7 protein-coding genes are annotated in these 20261 nt (G+C 51.1%); all 7 read right to left on the bottom strand.

Translation table 11 applies throughout. The annotated features are described in order from the left end of the window. Nucleotides 1-117: 117 nt before the first annotated feature. The 7 genes from I2G69_RS02955 to I2G69_RS02925 all read right to left on the bottom strand — a co-directional run bounded on the left by I2G69_RS02955 (nt 118) and on the right by I2G69_RS02925 (nt 19794). Nucleotides 118-462, bottom strand: coding sequence for a helix-turn-helix domain-containing protein (locus I2G69_RS02955; RefSeq protein ID WP_087230631.1), 345 nt, complete (start codon nt 460-462; stop codon nt 118-120). A 791-nt stretch (nt 463-1253) separates the two neighbouring features. After that, nucleotides 1254-7163: a carbohydrate-binding protein gene (locus tag I2G69_RS02950; protein WP_195560163.1), complete on the bottom strand. Its 5910-nt coding sequence runs from the start codon at nt 7161-7163 to the stop codon at nt 1254-1256. Nucleotides 7164-7405: 242 nt separating this feature from the next. Continuing rightward, complete coding sequence (locus I2G69_RS02945) at nt 7406-8452, bottom strand: sugar ABC transporter substrate-binding protein (RefSeq protein WP_191405904.1); 1047 nt, start codon at nt 8450-8452, stop codon at nt 7406-7408. Continuing rightward, nucleotides 8452-10059, bottom strand: coding sequence for a response regulator (locus I2G69_RS02940; protein WP_087230623.1), 1608 nt, complete (start codon nt 10057-10059; stop codon nt 8452-8454). Before I2G69_RS02940 ends, I2G69_RS02945 begins: the two co-directional genes overlap by 1 nt. 106 nt (nt 10060-10165) lie before the next feature. Further along, entirely contained in the window at nt 10166-11668 is a 1503-nt protein-coding gene (locus I2G69_RS02935; protein ID WP_087230621.1) for a sensor histidine kinase, read from the bottom strand. Nucleotides 11669-11683: 15 nt separating this feature from the next. Next, a complete protein-coding gene (locus tag I2G69_RS02930) occupies nt 11684-12682 on the bottom strand; it encodes a sugar ABC transporter substrate-binding protein (RefSeq protein ID WP_087230618.1) in 999 nt (332 codons plus the stop codon). Nucleotides 12683-13122: 440 nt separating this feature from the next. Beyond that, nucleotides 13123-19794: a glycoside hydrolase family 2 TIM barrel-domain containing protein gene (locus tag I2G69_RS02925; protein ID WP_195560162.1), complete on the bottom strand. Its 6672-nt coding sequence runs from the start codon at nt 19792-19794 to the stop codon at nt 13123-13125. Nucleotides 19795-20261: the final 467 nt, after the last annotated feature.

Here is a 20261-nt window from a genome sequence, read left to right as displayed (position 1 = left end):
TATCCATATATATTTAACAAGAATTATATCGATTTATTGAAAAATATATGCAAAAGCGGCCACCCAATTAATCTACATCCATTGGGTGGCCGCTTAAAAAATTTTCAAAACTAAAGGTTACTTTTGCTCATTGCGCCGTTTTAATTGCACCACAGTCTGCATAATCAGCTCTAAGTCTTCCGGGTCTAAGTCCAGGTTCTGGGCCGTCCGTGCCAAATTTAAATAGACGCCGTCAATTTTTTCCGCTTTTGCCGTATCGATCTCATCAAAGCCCATTAAATAAGAAGGAGATACGTCAAAAATTTCTGACAATTTGAGAACTGTCGCGCGTTTTAAGTTTTCAACACTACCATTTTCATATTTCTGAACGGCAGCCTTTTTCACGCCCAAAAGTTTCCCAAGTTCTTCCTGTGTTAGGCCTCTGGCTGTACGCAAGGCCCTTATACGTTTTCCAACTTCCATATTGTTTCCCATCCTTCCGAAAAATCCCCGTGCTATTCACAGCGGATTTTTCATTGACTCTGCAAATACTATTGACTTATTATAGTATATCCATATCTAGATTTCAATGATTCTCCCGCATTATTCCCGCATTCGTTTTTGGTAATTTATGGTAAATTTAAGCCCTTTGCATGTTATGATTATACGAAAAAGAATCACAAAAAGTATTCTCTTTTTTACAAAATCCATCCATACACAGATGCGTTTGGGAAACTGCAAATCCCTGCCATTTTGAAACGAACAAAGAGCACCCATTCCAGCGGATACCAGAACAGATGCTTCCCTATGCTTTATTATCTGGCGTTTTGAAAGCAACCCTTCTCGGGAATTCAGAGGGCTGGGGGCTTGCTGTTTAGATGGAAGAATTTCTCCCTTTTATCTTTGATAGCCAATCGGGCGCACAGTGCCTTTCGCGGACCTCCGGTCAGGACGCGCCTATGGCGGACGCACAGCGTCTTTCGCGCCTACGGCGGGCACACAGTGCCTTCCGCGCCTATGGCGGGCACACAGTGCCTTTCGCGCCTACGGCGGGCACACAGTGCCTTTCGCGCCTACGGCGGGCACACAGTGCCTTTCGCGCCTACGGCGTTCCCTACGGAGGCAAGGGAAAAACTTCCTAACAGGAGGCCTTCATTCTGCATCCGATCTGAAAAAGAAAAGCACGGAATATAGAAAAGGGCCCAGCCTCGGGAAAACTCCCGGGCTGGGCCCTCGTTGCTTATAGGGAAGACGCCTTCCCTTTTATTTTTAGATTAGCCAATAGTTACCGTGCAGTGCTTTGTAGCGTTCTGGCCCGGCAGGGTGGTGTAAACGCCCGTGCTCTGGCCCGGCGTGCCGGTTGCATAGACTCTGTAATAGTAGTCGTTGCCAACCTTCGCCACGAACTGCGTCTTCAGCACATCGCCGTTGCCGACCGTGAAGCCCGGCGTCATGGCGTTGCCGTTCACGACCGTCATCTTGAAGCAGTATGCGCTGCCTCTCTTCAACGTGAAGTTGACCGTCGTGTCGGAAACCACATACGCATTTGCTGCCACGCTCTGGCTTGCAGATACAACGCCCGCTGCGCCGTATGCGTTGCCGACGTTGGCAGACGTGCTGCCCTTCGAACTCGTGGAGGTGCTCTTCTCAACCAATCCGTCGATGCTGTTCTCCAGCGTCTCGACTGCGTCTGCAACCTCTTCCTCGGTCGCTTCTGCGTCGTTCAGGACTGCCTTCGCGGTGCTCAGGGCGGCCTTCATCGTTGCCACGCTCTTCGCCGTGTACTTATTGGTGTTGATCGCTTCGGCTTCCCCGATCAATGCTTCCAGAGCATCCTTATCCGGGATCATGCGCAGGGCGGAGATGGCCGCCGCCAAATCTTCTGCTGCGGTATCCACCGCATCCTGCGTTGCGTTTTCATTTGCCAGGACGGTTTTTGCCTCTTCCAGAGAGGTCTCAAAGCTCGTCCATGCGTCGTTCTGGATGTACTGATCTGCATTTGCAACAATGCCGTCGCCCTTGGTGACCAGTGCTTCCAGATCACTGATGTCTGCGCGGTAGACCAGGCCATAAATGGCGTCATACAGCGCATCCACCGCTTCGGTGATGTCCGCTTCCAGGACTTCTTCATCGTCCAGCAGGTCTTCCGCCGCCGCATACGCTTCGTCCAGCGCTTTCAGGCTGTCCGGCGTGAACAGGTCGCGGTTGATGGACTCTGCGATCTCCATCGGGATTTCCAGCTGGCTCTTGTCGCCTGCGACAAAGCTCAGGTAGTGCAGCGCGTCGATCAAGTCGCTCCATGCGCCGTTGATCTCGTCCTGTGTTGCGGTCTTCTTTGCCTCGACGTCCTTCGCCGCCTGCAAAGCCGCTTCGTATTTCTCTTTCACGGACGGTACGGCTTCCGCTGCTTCGTCTGCCCGGCCTTCGGCAATTTCGATGGTCGTGCGCAGGTTCTGCTTATCGACCACTGTGAAGCCAAGCTCGATCGTGGTATCCGCATTCGGCATAGCCGCGCTGTAGACATATTCGGCAACGTCAAAGCTGTCTTCCGCAATGGCTTCGCTGTTCACGGTGACGCCTGCAATTTCTCTGCCGTCCACTCTCGGCGTGAAGGTCAGATTGAGCTCGGTATCCGCCATCACGACGTCTTTATATGCGCCGATCAGGTTAGCAATCGTCTGGCTCTCGCCATCGATGCTCAGTTCAACGGTGTTCGGGAAGGTGACCGTCAGCATGTGCTCAGACGGCTCTTCTTCCAGGTCGCCTACACGATCAAACCGCATGGAGTCCAAATTGAAGTTACCGGAGTTATCCGAACCTTCGGAACGAATCTTAATGGTATGAGCGCCTTCTGTCAATTCCACATCTTCGATCGCATACTCAAACCAATCGCCCCAACTGTCGTGTACTTCCAGTGCGAAGTCTGCTACTTTTACATCATCCACATACAATGCGCCTGTTCTCGGCGAATTGTCATATTGGGCCCCATTCTTTTTACCATTTCCTGCGTGGAGTACCAGGTCGTAAATGCCCGACTCCTGTACGTTTACATCGAATTCGACATAATGCCCAACTGCTTTCCAGCCTGCCGTATAACCGGTACCGGTATAGCCAGCCCATTCGGTATCCACACGCACGCTTCCGCTTCCGTCGCCGTTGGAACTGCTGGTATCGCCGCGTGCGTTTTCAAGCTCAAACACGCTGCCGGATTCCACATTGTTCTCGCCGTCCTGGAGCGTTACAACGACTTCCACATGCTTGCTGGCGGGCATCGTAAAGGTATAAACTTTTCCAGCTTCTACCTCTGTCAGCTCGACAGGATCGCCCTCCGCCGTAGTTGCGGAAATTGAAGCAAATTCCTTACCGACTTCGATGCCCGAGATATTCACGGTTACAAGGTCGCCCTCTTCTACCGGATCGGGAGCATCCACGGTCGCTGTTGCGGAACCGCCTTCCACCTGCGCACTCACCGTCGCTACGTCGCGGATAAAGTGGAACCAGTCCATATCGCAGATCGAATTCGTTGTGGTTGTGTTGACAAACTTGAGATAGACGTCGTGGATACCCTTAATGTCCTTGCAGTCTGCGGAGAACACTTTCAAGGTATTCCAATCGCCCGTACTTTCAATTTCTACTTTGGCTACTCTGGCACCATTCTCAGAGTCGAGACGTACCTCTACAGTACCGCCCTGCAGTCCGGCCGCCACGCGGGTCTCAAACCCAGTAACGCCGCCGTTGCCAAAGTTCATATCTGTAAATTTCACCCAGTCGCCGTTTTCAATGTGATTCAAGAAATTGATCTTTTCGCCATTGACCGTCTTGCTCGACGTATCAATGTTATGGCGCTCGGTTGCCGTCTCTGCCTCGATCTGATCGTAAGCATAGATTGTCTCACGCGTTGTGGTAAACTTGAACCAGTCTACATCACAGTTCATATCCTCCTCACCGACAAAGGAAAGGAAAATATTGCTCGTCACAGCGTCTGTGTCTCTGGATTCAATATCGATCGTGTGCCATTCGCCATCGGACGGAAGTGTAATCGTCGCGAGGATCTTGTCGCCCACGCCGTTCTCATAGACAACAATGCTGCCGCCGGTTGTGCTCTTCACACGGATCGAGATGCCGTCCCTTCCGGAACCGCGCACTTCGTCAAACTGTGCCCAAGCGCCGTTGCCCGTCGCCGAGAGGACGTTTCCATCCGAAGCGCTGCTGTCTTCCGCTACAACGATGTCACCTTCCAGATAAGAAGCGCTTTCGGCCTCGATCTGGCTAAAGGCGTTTACAGAGGTGTCCACATAGTTGAAGGTGATGGAATCCAGGTTATAGTTACCCGGGTTGCTGCCTTCCGAGACAATCCGGATGGTGTTCTCGCCCGCCGTTAATTCGACGCGATACGTATAATCCACCCAGACGCCCTGCTTGACGCCGTCAATCGTATTGCCCCAGACATCTGTGATCTCAAAGCTGAGATCCGCTGCCTTATCTCCTTGGATATACAGGCCGCCGGTTCGCGGCGAACTGTCATACTGCGGGTCATTCTTCTTGCCATTGTTGACACGGAGCACTAGGTCGTATGTACCAGCCGTCTCCACGTCCACTTTAAACTCAATGGCGTCGCCCTCTGCCTTGAAGCCCTTTGCAAAGCCGCTGCCAGTGTAGCCCTTCCACTCGTTGTCCGGCTTCACTTCGCCCGTTGCGGTGGGCAGCATCTCAGCCTCTTCCAGCTCATAGACATCGCCGTCGCTGACGCTCGGCGGCGGGAGGCCTTCGTCTTCATCGCCCAGCTCCGGCTCTACGATGCCGTTGGAATCGAGGACTACGTTGATCTCTTCGCCCGTATCCGGCGTGCGCACATAGACGATATTGTTTTCTGCATCCAACCAATAGGCCTGCTCCGCTGCATTGTAAGCTTCCAGGGATTCAGCTGCTTCAATCGAGGTGCCGTTGATGGTCACGCCGTTGATCTCCGCGATATGGTTGAACTTCAAATTGTAGGAACGCTCGTCCGGCGTATAAACGTCGGGGTTGTGATCCTCACGCGCATGGATCTTGAAGGAAATGTCCTTGCCATCCTGTACGCTTTCAAAGGTAGTTGTGCTGTAAGCATCCTCTGTGATGTATCTGCGGCTCTCGCCGTCGTCTTCATACAGAGTAAAGGTCGTCGTCCCCTTCGGATAGATGTCCAAAGTCAACGGATCGAGCGGTTTCTCATCCGCATAGTTCACATCCGGGCCCATCGGGACGATTGCGCCAGCCTTGACAAATACCGGGATTTCATCCAGAGCTGCTGCTACATGGATGGTCTTGCCGATTTCGCCGCCCTCATAGCGCTCGCCGGTGTAGTAGTTGTACCAGGTGGTCTCCGGCGGGAGCCATACGCTCACAACCGTATCCGTCGTTGCGGATGCCGGCGCTACGAGGAACCAATCGCCGTAGTAATACTGCTTGTTGAGATCCCATGCGTCCGGGTTGTATTGGCTGCCGTCCTCCAGGAGCATTGCGCGCATGATCGGCACGCCCTGGCTGTAGCCCTGCCATGCCAGAGAATAGACATAAGGATACAGAGCATAACGGATCTTCAAATTTTGTTTCAATGTTTCCTGGGCCGTCTCGTCATAGGTCCAAGGCTCACGGCCATCGTGTCCATGCGTACGCATGATACCATTCCAAGCGCCAAATTCAGAAACCCAACGGGTATACAGCTCATCGGTCGGCCGGCTCATAAAGCCTCCCAAGTCATGAGAAGACGCCCAATAGCCGATCAACCCGGCATCAATGCTGAATCCGATCTGGTTTTCAAGCTCTGCGCTGGTGTTGTTGATGTCGCCCGACCATGCGGTTGCATAATGCTGGCCCGCATAGCTGCCACGGGTGATAAACATCGGGCGGGACTCGACGGTGTATTCCTGCCAAGCCTCATATGCACCCTTCGAGGAGAAGGTCGGGGCGGTGTTGGAACCCAATACGTCGAACTCATCCGGCCAGAACCAGTCGCCATAGCCGGTTGTGATCACGCTGTCCATATAGGACTGGACCCACTTCTCTTCGTACTCTGGCATATACAGCTTGTCACCGCCGGACGCCTCCGGCGTGCCAGCGTTGTTGTGCAGGCCGACATGGAAGCCCAGCTCGTCCGCCTCTTGGAACATAGCATCGATGTCCGGGAACTTCGTCGTGTCGTTGCTCCACATCTGCTTGCCCCATTTTTGGCCGGCGCCGTGCTGCGGGATGTCATTGTCTGCTACATCGCCGCGCCAACCGTAGTCGAACACATAGCAGTCTGCCGGATATCCATCGTCGCGCAGACGGTGGATCCACTCCAGGAATTCTGCCTGCGTCGCGTTGTCATTGCCGTATTTGGAGAGCATAAAGCCATGCGCCCACTTGCCATAGAGCTCCATACGGCCGGTGATCTCTGCATACTCATTCAGGATGGTCTTGAAGTCCGGGCCATACATAAAGTAATAATCCAGATAGCCCTGTGTTTCAAAACCGCCGCCCTGCTTAAAGAACGTGGTGTCTTTCTCAATGGTATTGAGAAAGATACCATATCCCACCGTACTCATAAAGAACGGCGCGATGACACGTCCGTGACTCATGGAGAACTCCGTGAAGTCTTGGTCATAGCGGTTGAGGTTGCTCCTGCGTCCATGGTCTCCGGAACCAAAGCCGAAGATACCGCCGGCATTCTGGGTTCCTTCCACTTTCTTGACGCCGCGGGTTCCGTCGTCGCTCCAATAGAGGCCCTGATCGTCTGCATCCTTGCTGAGCAAATTGCCCTCCAAGTCATACATACCGATACGAAGCGGGCTCTTCTGTACGCGGATTTCCATTTCGGATGTGCGGATCTTTACCACACCATCCTCTTCGGTCACGGTTTTTTCCACCGGGTCCCACTCATTTTTCTGTACCATATAGTACTGCGGGTCCTCCGGCCGGTAACCGTCCGGTCCATCCAGGGAAAGCTGCACACGGACCGTGCGCGGCGTGCAGAGTTCTACGCGAACTTCCTGCCCGCCCACCTGGAAGATCAGAATGTTTCCGTCTTCCGTCTGATCGGTTACGTCACCGATGTCTGTTGTCGTCGCCTGCTGCGCTCCAAGGGCAGAAGTCCCTGGGACGATCATCACGGAGAAAACCATGACAATCGCCAAAAACAGGCTAAGCACTTTCTTCTTTCTCATACATGCTCCTTTCTCTTCATCTCCGATTTTTCGGCCTACTTAGATTGTGAAAAGATTGGGTACATCTTCTCACAGCTTCTATGTCTTAATCATAACCTCTTATCCCCCAAAAATCAATAAAAATCTTGCTCTTTTTTATTCTCTTTTATGTGAATATTCTATTTTATATCCCTTCTGTAATTTATTGCAACAAAAAAAGACAGACGTTGGGTACAAAAACCCGCGCCTGTCTCTCTCATTTCTTACGTTTCTTGCCGGTAAACATCCTCTTTCAAATGGAACCCATCTTTAATCACTGTATCGTCCATGTTCTCTTTGGTTACAGCAATGACATCAATCATCCAGTAGGGGACCTGATAGGTTCCGTCGTCAATCGTCTTTTCACTTTCGATCTTGTTCCCCTGTGCAAGAATTTTGCATGCTTCGATGGTTTTATCCACCAGATCCGGGATCGGCTTATAAACCGTCATCAACTGTGTCCCGCTGACGATCCGCTGGCAAGCGGCAAGGTCCGCATCATGCCCAACTACTTTCACCTGGTCCATCAGCCGCGCTTCGGAAAGTGCATCGATTGCCGCCCAAGCGAGTGAATCGTTTGCAGCGACCACTGCATCGATCTTGTCCCCTTTTTCCCGAAGTACGTCCGAGGTAAACGAAAAAGCGGTTTCCCGCCGCCAATCCTGCACCCACGTTTCGGCTTCAACCTGGATTTTCCCTGCATCAATGGCAGGCTGGAGCTGATCCATGCACCCCTGATAGTACATCTGGCTGTTGCTGTCGTCCTCCGAACCGTTCAGTAAGATATATCCACCTTCTGGGACTGCTTCCAAAATCGCTTTTCCCTGCAATTCCCCCACTTTATAATTGTCAAAGGAGATATAGACATCCACATTCGCATTTTTGACCAAACGGTCATAGGAAATCACCGGGATTCCCGCGCGCTTCGCCAATGTCACACACCGGGCAGAATTATCGCAGTCATGTGGCGCAATCACCAGGACGTCTACCCCCTGCTCCACCATGTCCACCACCTGCTCATACTGCCGCTCCGCGTCGTTATTGGCATTGGAGATCAACACATTGATCCCCTCCTGTTTTGCCTTAGCAGAGAAAATATCGCGGTCCCGCAACCAACGGTCCTCTTTGAGGGTTGCCATAGAAAAACCCACGAGCAGCCCCTCTTCTTCACTCGATGCAGGAACAGGCGTCTCGTTTTGGCATCCGGCCAACAGCAATGATGTGGCCAATGCCAACACGGCAGCCCTTTGCAAAAATTTCCCTATACGCATCACTGGTTCCTCCTTCCGCGCGATTCTTTATATTCGGTCGCAGTCATATTTGTGACCTTTTTGAATAACTTTGAAAAGTAGTTAGGATCAGCATATCCAACTGCACGCGCCACATCTTTCACCGTATATTCTGTTCGCGTCAAATACTCCTTTGCCTTCTCTACGCGCACCGCAGTCAAGCGATCAATAAAATTAACCCCCGTTTCCTCTTTGTAAAAACGGCTAAAATAGTAGGGGCTCAAATTGACGGCGCGCGCCACATCCTCCAACGCGATCTCCTCATGGAAATGCTCTTGAATATATTGGTTTGCCCGGTCAATAATGGTGCCGATTTTTTTCTGCTTGCCTGAATCAATACGGACAGCTGTATCCCGGATAAACCGGCATTCAATATCATAGAGCGTATCGGCATCTTTTGCATCTAAAAGTTGGGATAATACCGGGCAAGAGTTCCCAATGACATTTCCCCAACGTTTCCCAAAATCCACCACCAAGGCGATGGCGCGATTTTTTACACGATCAAAATCAGGCATTAAACTTTTGCATAAATGTGCATAGAGATGCTCGAATGCAAGGACTGCCCCGGCCGAATCCCCATCCGAGGTCTTTTGGAGGACACTGCGCTCCAACCGCTCGTCCTCATCCGCTGGGAGGTCTTCCATGTCGCGCACCGCGTCGTCAATATGCAAAATGCTCATCTCTTTGGAATGGCCGCTGGCGAGTTCAAGGGCCTGCAGAGCTTCCCGGTAACTCTTTTTCGCCTCTTCCACGCGGCTATAGAACCGGCCGATCCCAATGGATATCTCTGGATATAGGTTCCCAACCCGTTGATAAAGCATGTTTGCGAGTTTTATGGCGGCAACCTTCTGTTCAAACGGCGCATCTGTGGGTTCATCCTCACAGATATAGACTACCACCCGGTTGAGCATAATCGGGCCAACAATGCAGGAACACGTCGCCTTCAGGACCTCTCGATAGCGGCTATAGAGCGCTTGCCCCCGCACGCCTGCCCCTACGCGGTTATTGCCGCCTCCGCTATCCTTATCTTCAAAAGCAATGATCATCACATAGCCGCCCTTGCCTGTGATGCCGAGAAGGTAATGGTAACGCTGTAGTTCCTCTTCGCTATCTTCAAACATACATAGCGCGTTGATAAAACCGGTTTCCATCATGGGGACAATTATTTCAAATTTCTCTTTGATCTCCAACTCTTTACGCAATTGCTCCCGCCGGGCGTCTACCCGGGCGGTAACTTTTTCCATCACCTCTAACAACTTGGCTTCCCGGATCGGTTTTAAAAGGTATTCTGTCGCTTGCAACTCCATAGCTTCCACTGCGTAATCAAAATAATCAAAAGCAGTCGTAATAATGAACTGCGCGGAAGAATTTGTCTCCTTAATCCGCCGGATTGCCTCCAAGCCATTAATCCCTGGCATATTGATGTCCATCAGAACAATATCAGGGCGTGCATTATACGCTTTTTCTACAGCGTCCCGCCCGGAGCGCGCCTTTCCCACTACTTCTATGTCTTTTCGGTTTTTCCGAAGCATGTATTCCAATGAATCGAGTGCGATCGGTTCATCATCTACCAACAATACCCGATACATAGTCGCCACATCCCTTCATCATTCTATTTCCCCACCTATCGCTTTCTTAATCCCTTCCTACTTTCGCTTGGGATTTATACTATAAAAACCGTTCTTCGGAACGGTCCTAGGGCATCACTTGTTTTGGAAGCTTTAGCAGGAAACAGGTTTCCCCCTCTTCACAGGTAATCTCCATGACATCCGTCCTTCCATAGAAAAGGCGCAACCGATGCAACACATTGTCCACGCCGATCCCAGATACATGGCTCTTTCGAATACGCAAAGCTTGTTCCTGTTCTTCAGGGTCCACATGCAGCAACTCCTCTATTTTCTCCGGCGTCATGCCCTTTCCATTATCGCACACCGCTACGCGTATTTCATCGCCCTCCTCCCAGGCTGCCAAGCGTATAACACCGCCGTCCTCCCGCTCGCTGATCCCGTGGATATAGGCATTTTCTACCAGCGGTTGTAGGGTCATGCGTGGTAAGACAAAGTCCAACAGATCCGTTTTTTCCTCAATTTGTTGCCTAAACTGCACGGTATCCCCAAAACGGGTTTGCAGCAGGTTCATATAGGCATTGATATTTTCAAGCTCTTGGCGCAGGGTTGCGTTGGTATCCAGGCCCCGCAGATTATAGCGAAAGATGTCCGCTGCATTCTGAAAATAGGTACAGGTGATATCATCCCCATGTAACATTGCCAATTGCGCGCCGATATTAATCGTATTAAAAATAAAATGCGGATTAACCTGGGACTGAAGGGCCAGCAGTTCGGATTCCCGTAGGGCTGTCTTCATTTTTAAGTTATTGACTTTCTGCTCGCTCAAGGCACTTTCTATCCGCTGCTTTTGCCGGAGCTCTTCCACATGTTCCTTGATGTTGGCTGCCATCAAACGAAAGGTGCGGTACAAAACGCTTACTTCCCGGCTGGTATGGTTTTCTGGGATCTGGACGTCAAAATTCCCCCCAGAAATTTCTTGCGCGTAAGAGGCAAGCTGGGAAAGGGGCCTGGTCATCTCTGCACTGAAGAAACCAATCGCAACGGTCATAAATATGGCGACGGCAGCGATTAGCAAATTGTTAAACATCGTAATTTGTCCGACATTACGGCTGATTTCCGCATAGCGTTCTGCGCTTCCAATCAAGTCGGTACTCATCATTTTTTCCATATATCGTGTGATATACCGGTTTTCCTTGACGGTGTCGGCATACCCTTGCGTATAGTTATCCACCATACGGCCGCGCTTTGCGCGAACAGCGTCGTCCGCGCACTGGAGATAGTGATCCATCATATTGGAGATGTTTTTGACATGGATGCCGCGTTCTGTGTAAGTGACCGTCTTGCGCAGCTCTTCAATGTTGCTTCCCACTGCGGCGGAGTGGTTATAAAAGGCGACTAGGCTATCAGAACTGCTGGTAGAAAAATATGTCTCGAATTCCTTTTGCATCAACTCAACTTCCCGATACGCATTTGCTAGCTGATAATTCTTTTGAAATGTTTCGACACTATCATCCATTAAATTTTGAATCGACAGGTAGGAATATAAACCTGCCAGCATCGTGATGCCAATGGATAGCAGCAGAAATGCGACCAGCTTTGTTTGATAACGAATACTGCTGGGCAGCCTCATCGGTATGCACCTCCTTCAATCCACATTTTGTTGTGCCGTCTGTTCCCGAAATTCTTCCAAATTATCTGCCGTAACCGTGTACATGCTCGTGTTCAGCGAGTTGCTCACAGTTTCCCCATCCAGCATCCGGCAGAGCTGTTTGACTGATTGATAGCCAATCTGATAGGCATCCGGGCACACAGAGCCGTAAATAACCCCGCGTTCAATATAATCGAGTGTTTGCGGCATAGCCCCATATCCAATTACACAGATATCCCCTACCCGGTTCGCATCTACAAGCACCTGGGCCACCCCTGGCGTACTGGTTTCACCAGTACACAAGATCAGGTCCACATCGGGGCGTTCGTCCAAAATTTCGTTGGTCGATTTTTCCACCTCGAAATGTTCAACATTGACAGGATAAACTTGTGCAACCTCAATCCCCGGGGTATCGGAAAGGGCATTCATAATCCCCTGCACTTTTAAATTCCGCGAGGAAGAGGGGGTATCTTCCAAAGCGCTCTCTACCAAAATCACCGCCGTTGCCTTCCCATCGCAGGCTTGCACGGCCATCCTGCCCAAAGAATATCCCGCATCATAGCTATTCGACCCAACAGTCGGGATATCCGTTGTTGGGAAAAGGTCGCTCTCAAACGTTAAAACCGGGATTTGCGCGCGTTCTGCCTGTTGCAGCACCTCCGCTGTGCGTTCTTCATCCGCTGCTTGTAGGGCTAGGCCATCCACCGCCGAATAAACCGCCTGCTCTGCCGCCTCGGCAATCAATCCTGGATCTTTCGCAGACACATCGGCAAATTCTACATAGACATTCTGCTCCACGCCGGCATCCTGGGCCCCTCGCTTGAAGGTAGACCAGAAGTGTTCGTTGGAATTCTGTGTAATCAGCTGGATATGTGCCTTAGGTTCGTCCAAAACTGCAACATTTTCCTCTGGAAGCGCTGCGGATACGTATGTATACCCCACCATCACCAGCAACAAAACAAAGACGGCACTCAAAGTTGCAAAAAAATATTTCATGTTTTTTCTCCAATTTCTAACAATTAAATGTTTCTATGATTCTCAATCAAAGGCATGATTTTTGTTCCTTTTGCTATCTTTGTCTTATTATAGATACTTTTTTTAAGCGAATCAACACAATTTGACAAGAAAAACTGTAAGCTGAAAACTTTTGCTAAAGGAAAAGGGGACTTTCTGGCTGGCATACGCCAATGGCAAAAGCTACATAATCCGCTTATTATACGCTTTGCCTTCCCTATATCGGGGGAGATCCCACAAGTACAGGCGAAAGCCATACAGGGAGAAAAAGCTGCTATCTGGAGATATGCGGCAAAAAACAAGGACCCAGTCCCAGGAAGTTCCTGGGGCTGGGTCCTTAATATTCACAGGGGAGGAAGCTTTTCCCCTGCTTTTGATTCGTCAATCAGACGCATAACGGTCATTTGCGCCTATGGAAGCAATTAGCCGACCGTTACGGTGCAATGCTTCACAGCGTTCTGGCCCGGCAAGGTCGTATAAACGCCCGTGCTCTGGCCCGGCGTACCGGTGGCATACACTCTGTAGTAGTAGTCATTGCCAACCTTCGCCACGAACTGGGTTTTCAGCACATTGCCGTTGCCAACGGTAAAGCTCGGCGTCAGGTTGCTGCCATTGACAACCGTCATCTTGAAGCAGTACGCGCTGCCTCTCTTCATCGTGAAGTTAATGGTAGTATCCGAAACAACAGATGCTGCCTTCGCAACAGCAGAAGCCCCATTCGACACCGCTACAGCTGTGCCTTCTCCGGACGTGCTGGCTGTAGGCCGTCTATTAGAGGTGGAGGAAGAACCGGAGCCGCTGCCCTTGGACACGGTCTTCAGGTTCTCTTCCGCAGTCTCAAGGCCCTCAATCAAAGCTTTTGCTTTTTCTTCCGTGAGGTTCGGATTTGCCAATCCCGCATTTGCTTCCTGCAAAGCGGTTCTAAACGCTGCAGCAGAAGCGGAGGTATACTTGCTCAGATCCTTGTTGCTCATCTCATTCACGAGCTCTGCCAGGGCATCTCTGCTCGGTACGCGGCGCATCACTGCCAAAGCTGCGTTCAGATTCAACGTTGCTTCTGCTACCTCGTCCTGCGTTGCCTCTTCGTTCTCGTAAACAGCAACTGCTGTGTCATACGCATCCTGCAAAGCGTCCTTTTCTTCCTGAACATTGCTGTATTCATCCAGGTTATCCAGGACTTCCCTCGCCTCTGCGATGACCATGCTCAGCTGATCTTTCTCGGAGATGGGCTGCAGGTTTACGATCGCATTATAAAGTGCATCATAAACCTCCGTGATCTCATCTTCCATAGCGTCCTCGTCGCTGCTGACCTTCTTGGCTTCTTCCAGAGCTTTCTCAAACTCTGCCCAGCTGCTGCTGGTGAAGCCGTCTTCTTTCAGCTGCTCCGCGATTGCGATCAGGGCATCCAGTTCGGTCTTGTCGCCCTTGTTGAAGTCGATCACATGGATTGCATCCAGCAAATCGGACCATGCTGTATTGATTTCGTCCTGCGTTGCAGAATAGTCTTCCTGCACGGCAACAGCTGCATCCAGGCAGGTCTTGAACTGTTCTTTCACAGCTTCCAGACGGTCCTCATCCTCCAGAACACCCTGCTCAACCAAATCGTTTGCATATTCGATCACGCTGTTCAGAACGGTTCTGTCGGTGACATTGAAGTGGATATCGACCACTTCGTCCTCTTCGCCAACCGTGAGGTTGTAGACATACTCGGTGCCGCCGGTGAAGGTCTCATCCTCTTCGCCGTTGATTGTCACAGATTGGATCACACGGCCATCCACTGCGGGCTTGAAGACCAGCTCCAGCTCCGTGCCGGCTTCTGCATCACTGCGATAGGATCCAAGGAGGTCCGCCAGTTTCTGCGGCTCGCCGTCGATGGTGAGGTTCACGTTCGCGCTGTTGTAGTTCACAACCAGCTTGGACGGGCTCGGGGTCGGCGTCTCGTCAGAAACTTCTACCTCGATCGCCGGCTGTCCAGCGTTGTTGATGACGCCTTCCGGAACTTCCATCGTACCATTCAGCGTATAAGTAGCCGCTACATCGCCGTTATAGTCGCCCTGTTCCCAGGTGACCGGCAGGTATGCAACTTTGCCACTATCCAGAATGGTCGCTACCAGAGTCGGGAGCTTAGCAGACAGCTCTTCAAAGCTGGTGCCCGTCTCAACAGTGACCTTCTCCGGATTCTGGATGGATTCGATCACAGGCTCTGCTGCATTGCAGACAAACTGTGCATCCGCCCAGTCCGCATGGTCATTGCCGTTGCCGCCCAATTCGTCCACATACAGGGTAATCGTCTTCGCATCTACCGGGATTTCTACATCCACCGGCATTGCTTCTGTTGTGGAGCGCATCGTGCCGCTCTCAAATACTGGATTTGCGCTGTCATTATCAAAGTAAACTTTGAACTCAACACTGGAATTGGCATTGCCATACTGTTCACGGTCAACGCCGACCATCGCCTGGAAGCGGGTATAGCCCTTACCGGAAATATCGATGACAATGCGGGAGGTCGCATGGGTACCAATGCCCTTTGCAAAGGTCTTTTCCTGGCCGTCAACCGTCAGTTTCAGCGGGTTGCCGTCGATGGAACGGTCGATCTGGGTATCTCCCCAACCGCATTCGCTCACCATCCAGGACATATCGCCTGCATAGGCGCTGGTGGTTTCCGTGAAGTTGATCGTATAAGTTTTGGTCACGCCATACTTGTCGGTCGCAGTGATCACCGCCGTGCCCGGAACGCCTTCGGCCTGCTGAATCTCCACAGTGCCAGCGTCTTCAGACGTCTTTTCCACTTCGATCAGCGGGACGCCAACAAACGAGCCCTCCAAATAAGACATCTTATAATCGGTCTTAACCGGATCAAAGCTCACCATCTCAGCGCCGTTGATCGTAACCTTATCGATCACGTTGAAGATGGTATCAAAGTCCAGGTTGCTCTCCGCCATCTTATCCGTATCGCTGGTGATCGGGATGATGCGGAAGGAATGCGTCAAATTCTGGTTGTTCGGGACCTGGAAGGCCGGCAGGGCCGTGGTGCCGCCGCAGCTGTTGTTGCCGAGGCCTCTCTGCATATAATCCAACGTCCAGACGATATTGTCGCTCTTTTCGATCTGATAGATGTGTCTTCCGGGAGCTGTCGCACTGGAGTTGCGGTTGCCGATGCCCATCGCTTCCGGCTGATACCGGGTCGCACCGGATTCCATGGTATCCTCTGCGGCGACCATCAGGCCGTTGCCGTTGTCGTCCGTCAGGGAAGTCCAACGGACGCCCGTGCGGTTTGCAAACTCCTGCGGATGGAGATACTTGAATTCCTGGCCATCAACGGTCAACTTGTTGCCGTTTTCATCGGTGTTGTATACGCCGACGAGCGAACCGCTGTTGCGGTCGCTGTAGTTTTCAACCGGGCCGCGTCCAAAGTATTCCATATTCTGAAGGTCGGAATTGACTTCCATCTTCATGCCGAAGCGCGGCAGGTTACCAAGGCTTGCGTTCGGCAGCAGGCTGTTTGTCACAACAATTTCGCCATTGCTGTAGAACTTATAGTCCACCTGGTTCGCCGCATTGATGCCCAGGTCTCCCTTGAGGGATACCATGATTACCTTATCCTTGGTGTCTTTCGCGGTCGGGATGGAAACTTTCACCTGCGGGTCTACCATCGTATCAAAGATGTTCTTGAGATCCTGTCCCATGTTGCCGTCGTTGTCGATCGTCGCTCTGTACAGGTTCAGGATCGGGCCCTTTTCGATGAGGGTTCTTCCGTCGACCGTATAATTCTCAATCACGCCGTTGGTCTTGTTCAGGGTGAAGCTAAACTCCTGGCCCTGATCCGTCACGCCGGATGCCTTCAATACATCTGCTTCGTCCTCAAGCCCTTCGACCGAGGTAAACGGATTCATGCCGCTCACGTTCAGCGCTTCCGCCTTGACCGCCGGATCAAATTCCAGCTCGAACTGCTCGTACGCAATTTCATGGCCTGCTTCCGCCCAGGAGGTTGCTTCCTTCAACTTCACGCTGAAGTTGAGCAGATAATCGGAATTTTCTTTGATGGTTTCCGGATTGATTCCCAGATCAATGTGAACGGTTTCCTCTTCCTGCGGGGCTGTGGAAAGATCCAACGTGCCACTGTTGATGAGGGTGTCGTCTTCCTTGAGCTCCCAAGTGATGTCATATTGATCCAGATTGGTATTTAAAAATTCATTTACAACGCGGACATCGCCATTTTCAATATTGCCGTCATCATAGAAGCTGACTTCCTGATGAACCTTCTTGACTTCATAGAGCTTCGGGCTGGGCGTTCTGTCTGCAAAGACAACGCCGTTGCCGCAGAACCAGTTATCGTTGACCGACGCGTCGATCCAGTCGCCGCCGTAGCCCCAGAAGTAACCCTCTTCCGGATAATTGGTGCCGCCGGTAACCGGGAGATTTTCCTCTGCAAAATCGGTTGCAAAGACAACGCTGCCGTCCGAGACCGGGATCCCGTTTCCTGCATAGGCATTTGCCACTTCCTCCGCAGTCAACGCGCGATTGTAAACGCGGGCACTGTCGATCAGGCCGTCAAATGCTCTGCTGGTGTACTGCGGGTCATTGCCAATTCCAATGCCATAGTCCAGAGAATTATCATACGGCTTGGAGACGTTGACCGTCTTACTTCCGGCTGCCTCGCCGTCAATATAGATGGTGTAAACGCCGTTCGCATCCAAAGTACCTACCAGATGATGCCATTCCCCGACATAATCGTCCGGGAGATTAACCGTTAAGGTGCCTGCACTCCAACCGTTGACGAACAATTCCAGATGGCTGCCATTCGTTGCGCTATATTTCAGGTTATAGCTGCCGTCACCCTTGGAGATAATCGCCTGGTCGCCAGAAGGCATGGAATTGGGCTTTACCCAAGCTTCCAAAGTGAGGCCTTCGGTGCTGTTGGCATTCAGCTGCTCGTCAGCCGGCATAAAGATCGGGGACTGAGAGGCCAAAGTGCCGTCGCGTCCTTCGCCGAACGCTTCTTCCATATCCATGATCTGCGTGGTGCTCATCAAGCCAGTCTTGGAATCCTGCAGCTGGCGGTAATCCACATTCTTCGGGAAACGGGTCAGGATCGACTGATCCATCCAGTCCCAAATAAAGCCGCCCTGCACATTTACATTGTTGCGGACTTCTTTCCAATACTCATCAAAGCTTCCCAACGCGTTGCCCATGGAATGCGCATATTCCGACCAGATATACGGAATCTTATTATTCGTATTCTGTGCATAGCCAGTTGCGCCGCCCTGTGCCGGATACTGCACGCTATAAACGTCTACCAAACACTGCTCACGGTAATCTGTATCCATCGGGTCTTCCGTATCAATGTTATAGCCCTTGTTGTCGCGCTCGTATTTTCTAATACGGCTGGGATCGCGCTCCAAGATCCAATTGGAGGAAATACGGAAACAGTAATCATCACGGTTCGTTCCGGAGCTTCCATAGGTAGCCTCATTGCCCAGCGACCAGATCACAATGGACGGATGATTCTTTAGCGTCTCCACCATAATTTGTGTACGATCCAGAACCATCGAGTTAAACACGGGATTTGCAGAAGGCAGGTCGCTGTGGGATTCAATATTTGCCTCCGCACAGATATACAGGCCCAGCTCGTCCGCCAGCTCATAGGTAAGCTTATTCTCCGGATAATGGGAGGTGCGGATGGCGTTGACATTGAACTGCTTCATCATCTTCAAATCCGAGATGATTTCTTCCTTACTGAGCGCACGGCCTGTGTTCATCTCAGATTCGTGGCGGTTCACACCACGGAAGACAATTTTTTCTCCATTGATCTGGATTTGCTGCTGATTGTCTTCGTTGATAATCACCTTATCGATCTCGCGGAAGCCAACGCGCTGGCAAGCGGTTTCAATCACATTGCCCTCGCTGTCCTTCAGTTCGATGAGCAGCTTATAGAGGTTCGGCGTATCTGCGAACCACTTCTTCGGATTTTCCACCTTCATGCTGCCCGTTGCACGGGTGCCGGTGGTGTCGATCCGCTCTTCGAAGTTCTCCGGAGCGGCTTCCACGCCGTTGACCGGGATCTCCATGGAGGTGATCGCCTGATCGTCCATATCATAGAGGGTTGCCGTAACATTGTAATCGCCGGACACTTCCGGGCTCAGGCTTCTGACGTCTACGTCCAGAGCCAGCGTCGCGTCCGAATTGACAGCGTCCTCTGTGTTGTCCAACGTGGTATGTACGAAGAAATCGCGCAGCTCCACATTGTCCTTGGAATAAATGGAAACATCGCGGAAAATACCGCTCAGACGGATGAAGTCCTGGTTCTCCAGGAAGCTTCCGTCGGACCAACGGAATACCTTCACGGCCAACGTATTCGGGGTTCCGTCTGTGTGCAGATACGGCGTAATGTTAAAATCGTGCGCCGTGTAACTATCTTCGGAATAGCCAACTTCCTGGCCGTTCACATAGACATAATAGGCGGACTCCACGCCTTCGAAGGTGATGAAAGTCTGACGGCCTTCAAAGCTCTCAGGCGTTTCAAAGGTGGTGCGGTAATAGCCCACCGGGTTGTAAACCGTTGCGGCATATCCGTTAGCCGAATCGTTTCTGGACTCGAAATTCTGCCACGGATAAGACTGGTTGGTATAGATCGGGGAATCGTATTTGAAGTCCCCGCGCTCGTCGCGGTATGTCTGCCAGCTCTGCGGCACATATTCTTTGTTGAATGCTGCCTGGTCCTCTGCGCTGAGCGTTTCGGCCAACCAAGCTTCATCCTTCTCCTTTGCCTCTGCCGGGGTGGTCACCAGGGCAAAATCCCATTCTTTCCCAGACAGCTTTTGGTAATAAGCAGAGGGCTCGTCCTCGTCCAAAGCGGACGCCTCGTTTTCCAGAGCCTTTTCCGCGCTCTCATACGGAGTAAACAGCGAATGGCCAGGCTCCCGGTTCACTTCATACGTCGTCAGCTGGTCGTACCATTCTTCTCCCTGGAACGCCGGATTGACCGGGACAGCGGAACCAATGGTACTTAATCCACTGAACGTCGTGCAAGCCAAGGCAAATGCCAGAACCAAAGATATGGTTTTTCTAGCTTGCTTTTTTCTTTCTTTCTTCACTTGGATCCTCCTTCTCAAAACATACATTTTTTCTCTCCCAAAAGAACACCTGCGCGGACCTCTCCGCCAGGTTCAGAACCGTTTCGCTATCAGGCCCCTTTCTAAAGAACATTAAAAAATCTGTGCATACAACGCACAAAATTTTTGCCACAAAAAAAGAAGCGTCCCCGATATTAGATAGGTTACCTAATTTCAACCAACGTTTCCAGTTGTTATTATATATTTCATCAATATATAATGCAATAGTTCTGATAAAATTTTCTTGAAAAAATTTTTTATTTGATAATATTATATAGAATATAGTGGGTAACCGGTCAAAATCCAAAATTGTCAAATTGTTTACAAATTCGTATTGAAATCGCCCTGTGAAACGTTTAGACTAATGGATACAGAATTTCCACAAGAGAGAAGGTTCACAATTTGGATTGGTTGAGAAGGTTTATGATAGGGCGGTACGGCCCGGATCA

The organism is Anaeromassilibacillus sp. D41t1_190614_C2 (assembly GCF_015558525.1).
Taxonomy (GTDB): domain Bacteria; phylum Bacillota; class Clostridia; order Oscillospirales; family Acutalibacteraceae; genus Anaeromassilibacillus; species Anaeromassilibacillus stercoravium.
The sequence above is the reverse complement of the archived record's forward strand: the minus strand, read 5'-3'. Positions and strand labels throughout refer to the sequence as shown.

Coding starts and splice junctions, on each gene's coding strand:
- I2G69_RS02955 (WP_087230631.1), bottom strand. CDS start 462: ATGGAAGTTGGAAAACGTATAAGGGCCTTGCGTACAGCCAGAGGCCTA.
- I2G69_RS02950 (WP_195560163.1), bottom strand. CDS start 7,163: ATGAGAAAGAAGAAAGTGCTTAGCCTGTTTTTGGCGATTGTCATGGTT.
- I2G69_RS02945 (WP_191405904.1), bottom strand. CDS start 8,452: ATGCGTATAGGGAAATTTTTGCAAAGGGCTGCCGTGTTGGCATTGGCC.
- I2G69_RS02940 (WP_087230623.1), bottom strand. CDS start 10,059: ATGTATCGGGTATTGTTGGTAGATGATGAACCGATCGCACTCGATTCA.
- I2G69_RS02935 (WP_087230621.1), bottom strand. CDS start 11,668: ATGAGGCTGCCCAGCAGTATTCGTTATCAAACAAAGCTGGTCGCATTT.
- I2G69_RS02930 (WP_087230618.1), bottom strand. CDS start 12,682: ATGAAATATTTTTTTGCAACTTTGAGTGCCGTCTTTGTTTTGTTGCTG.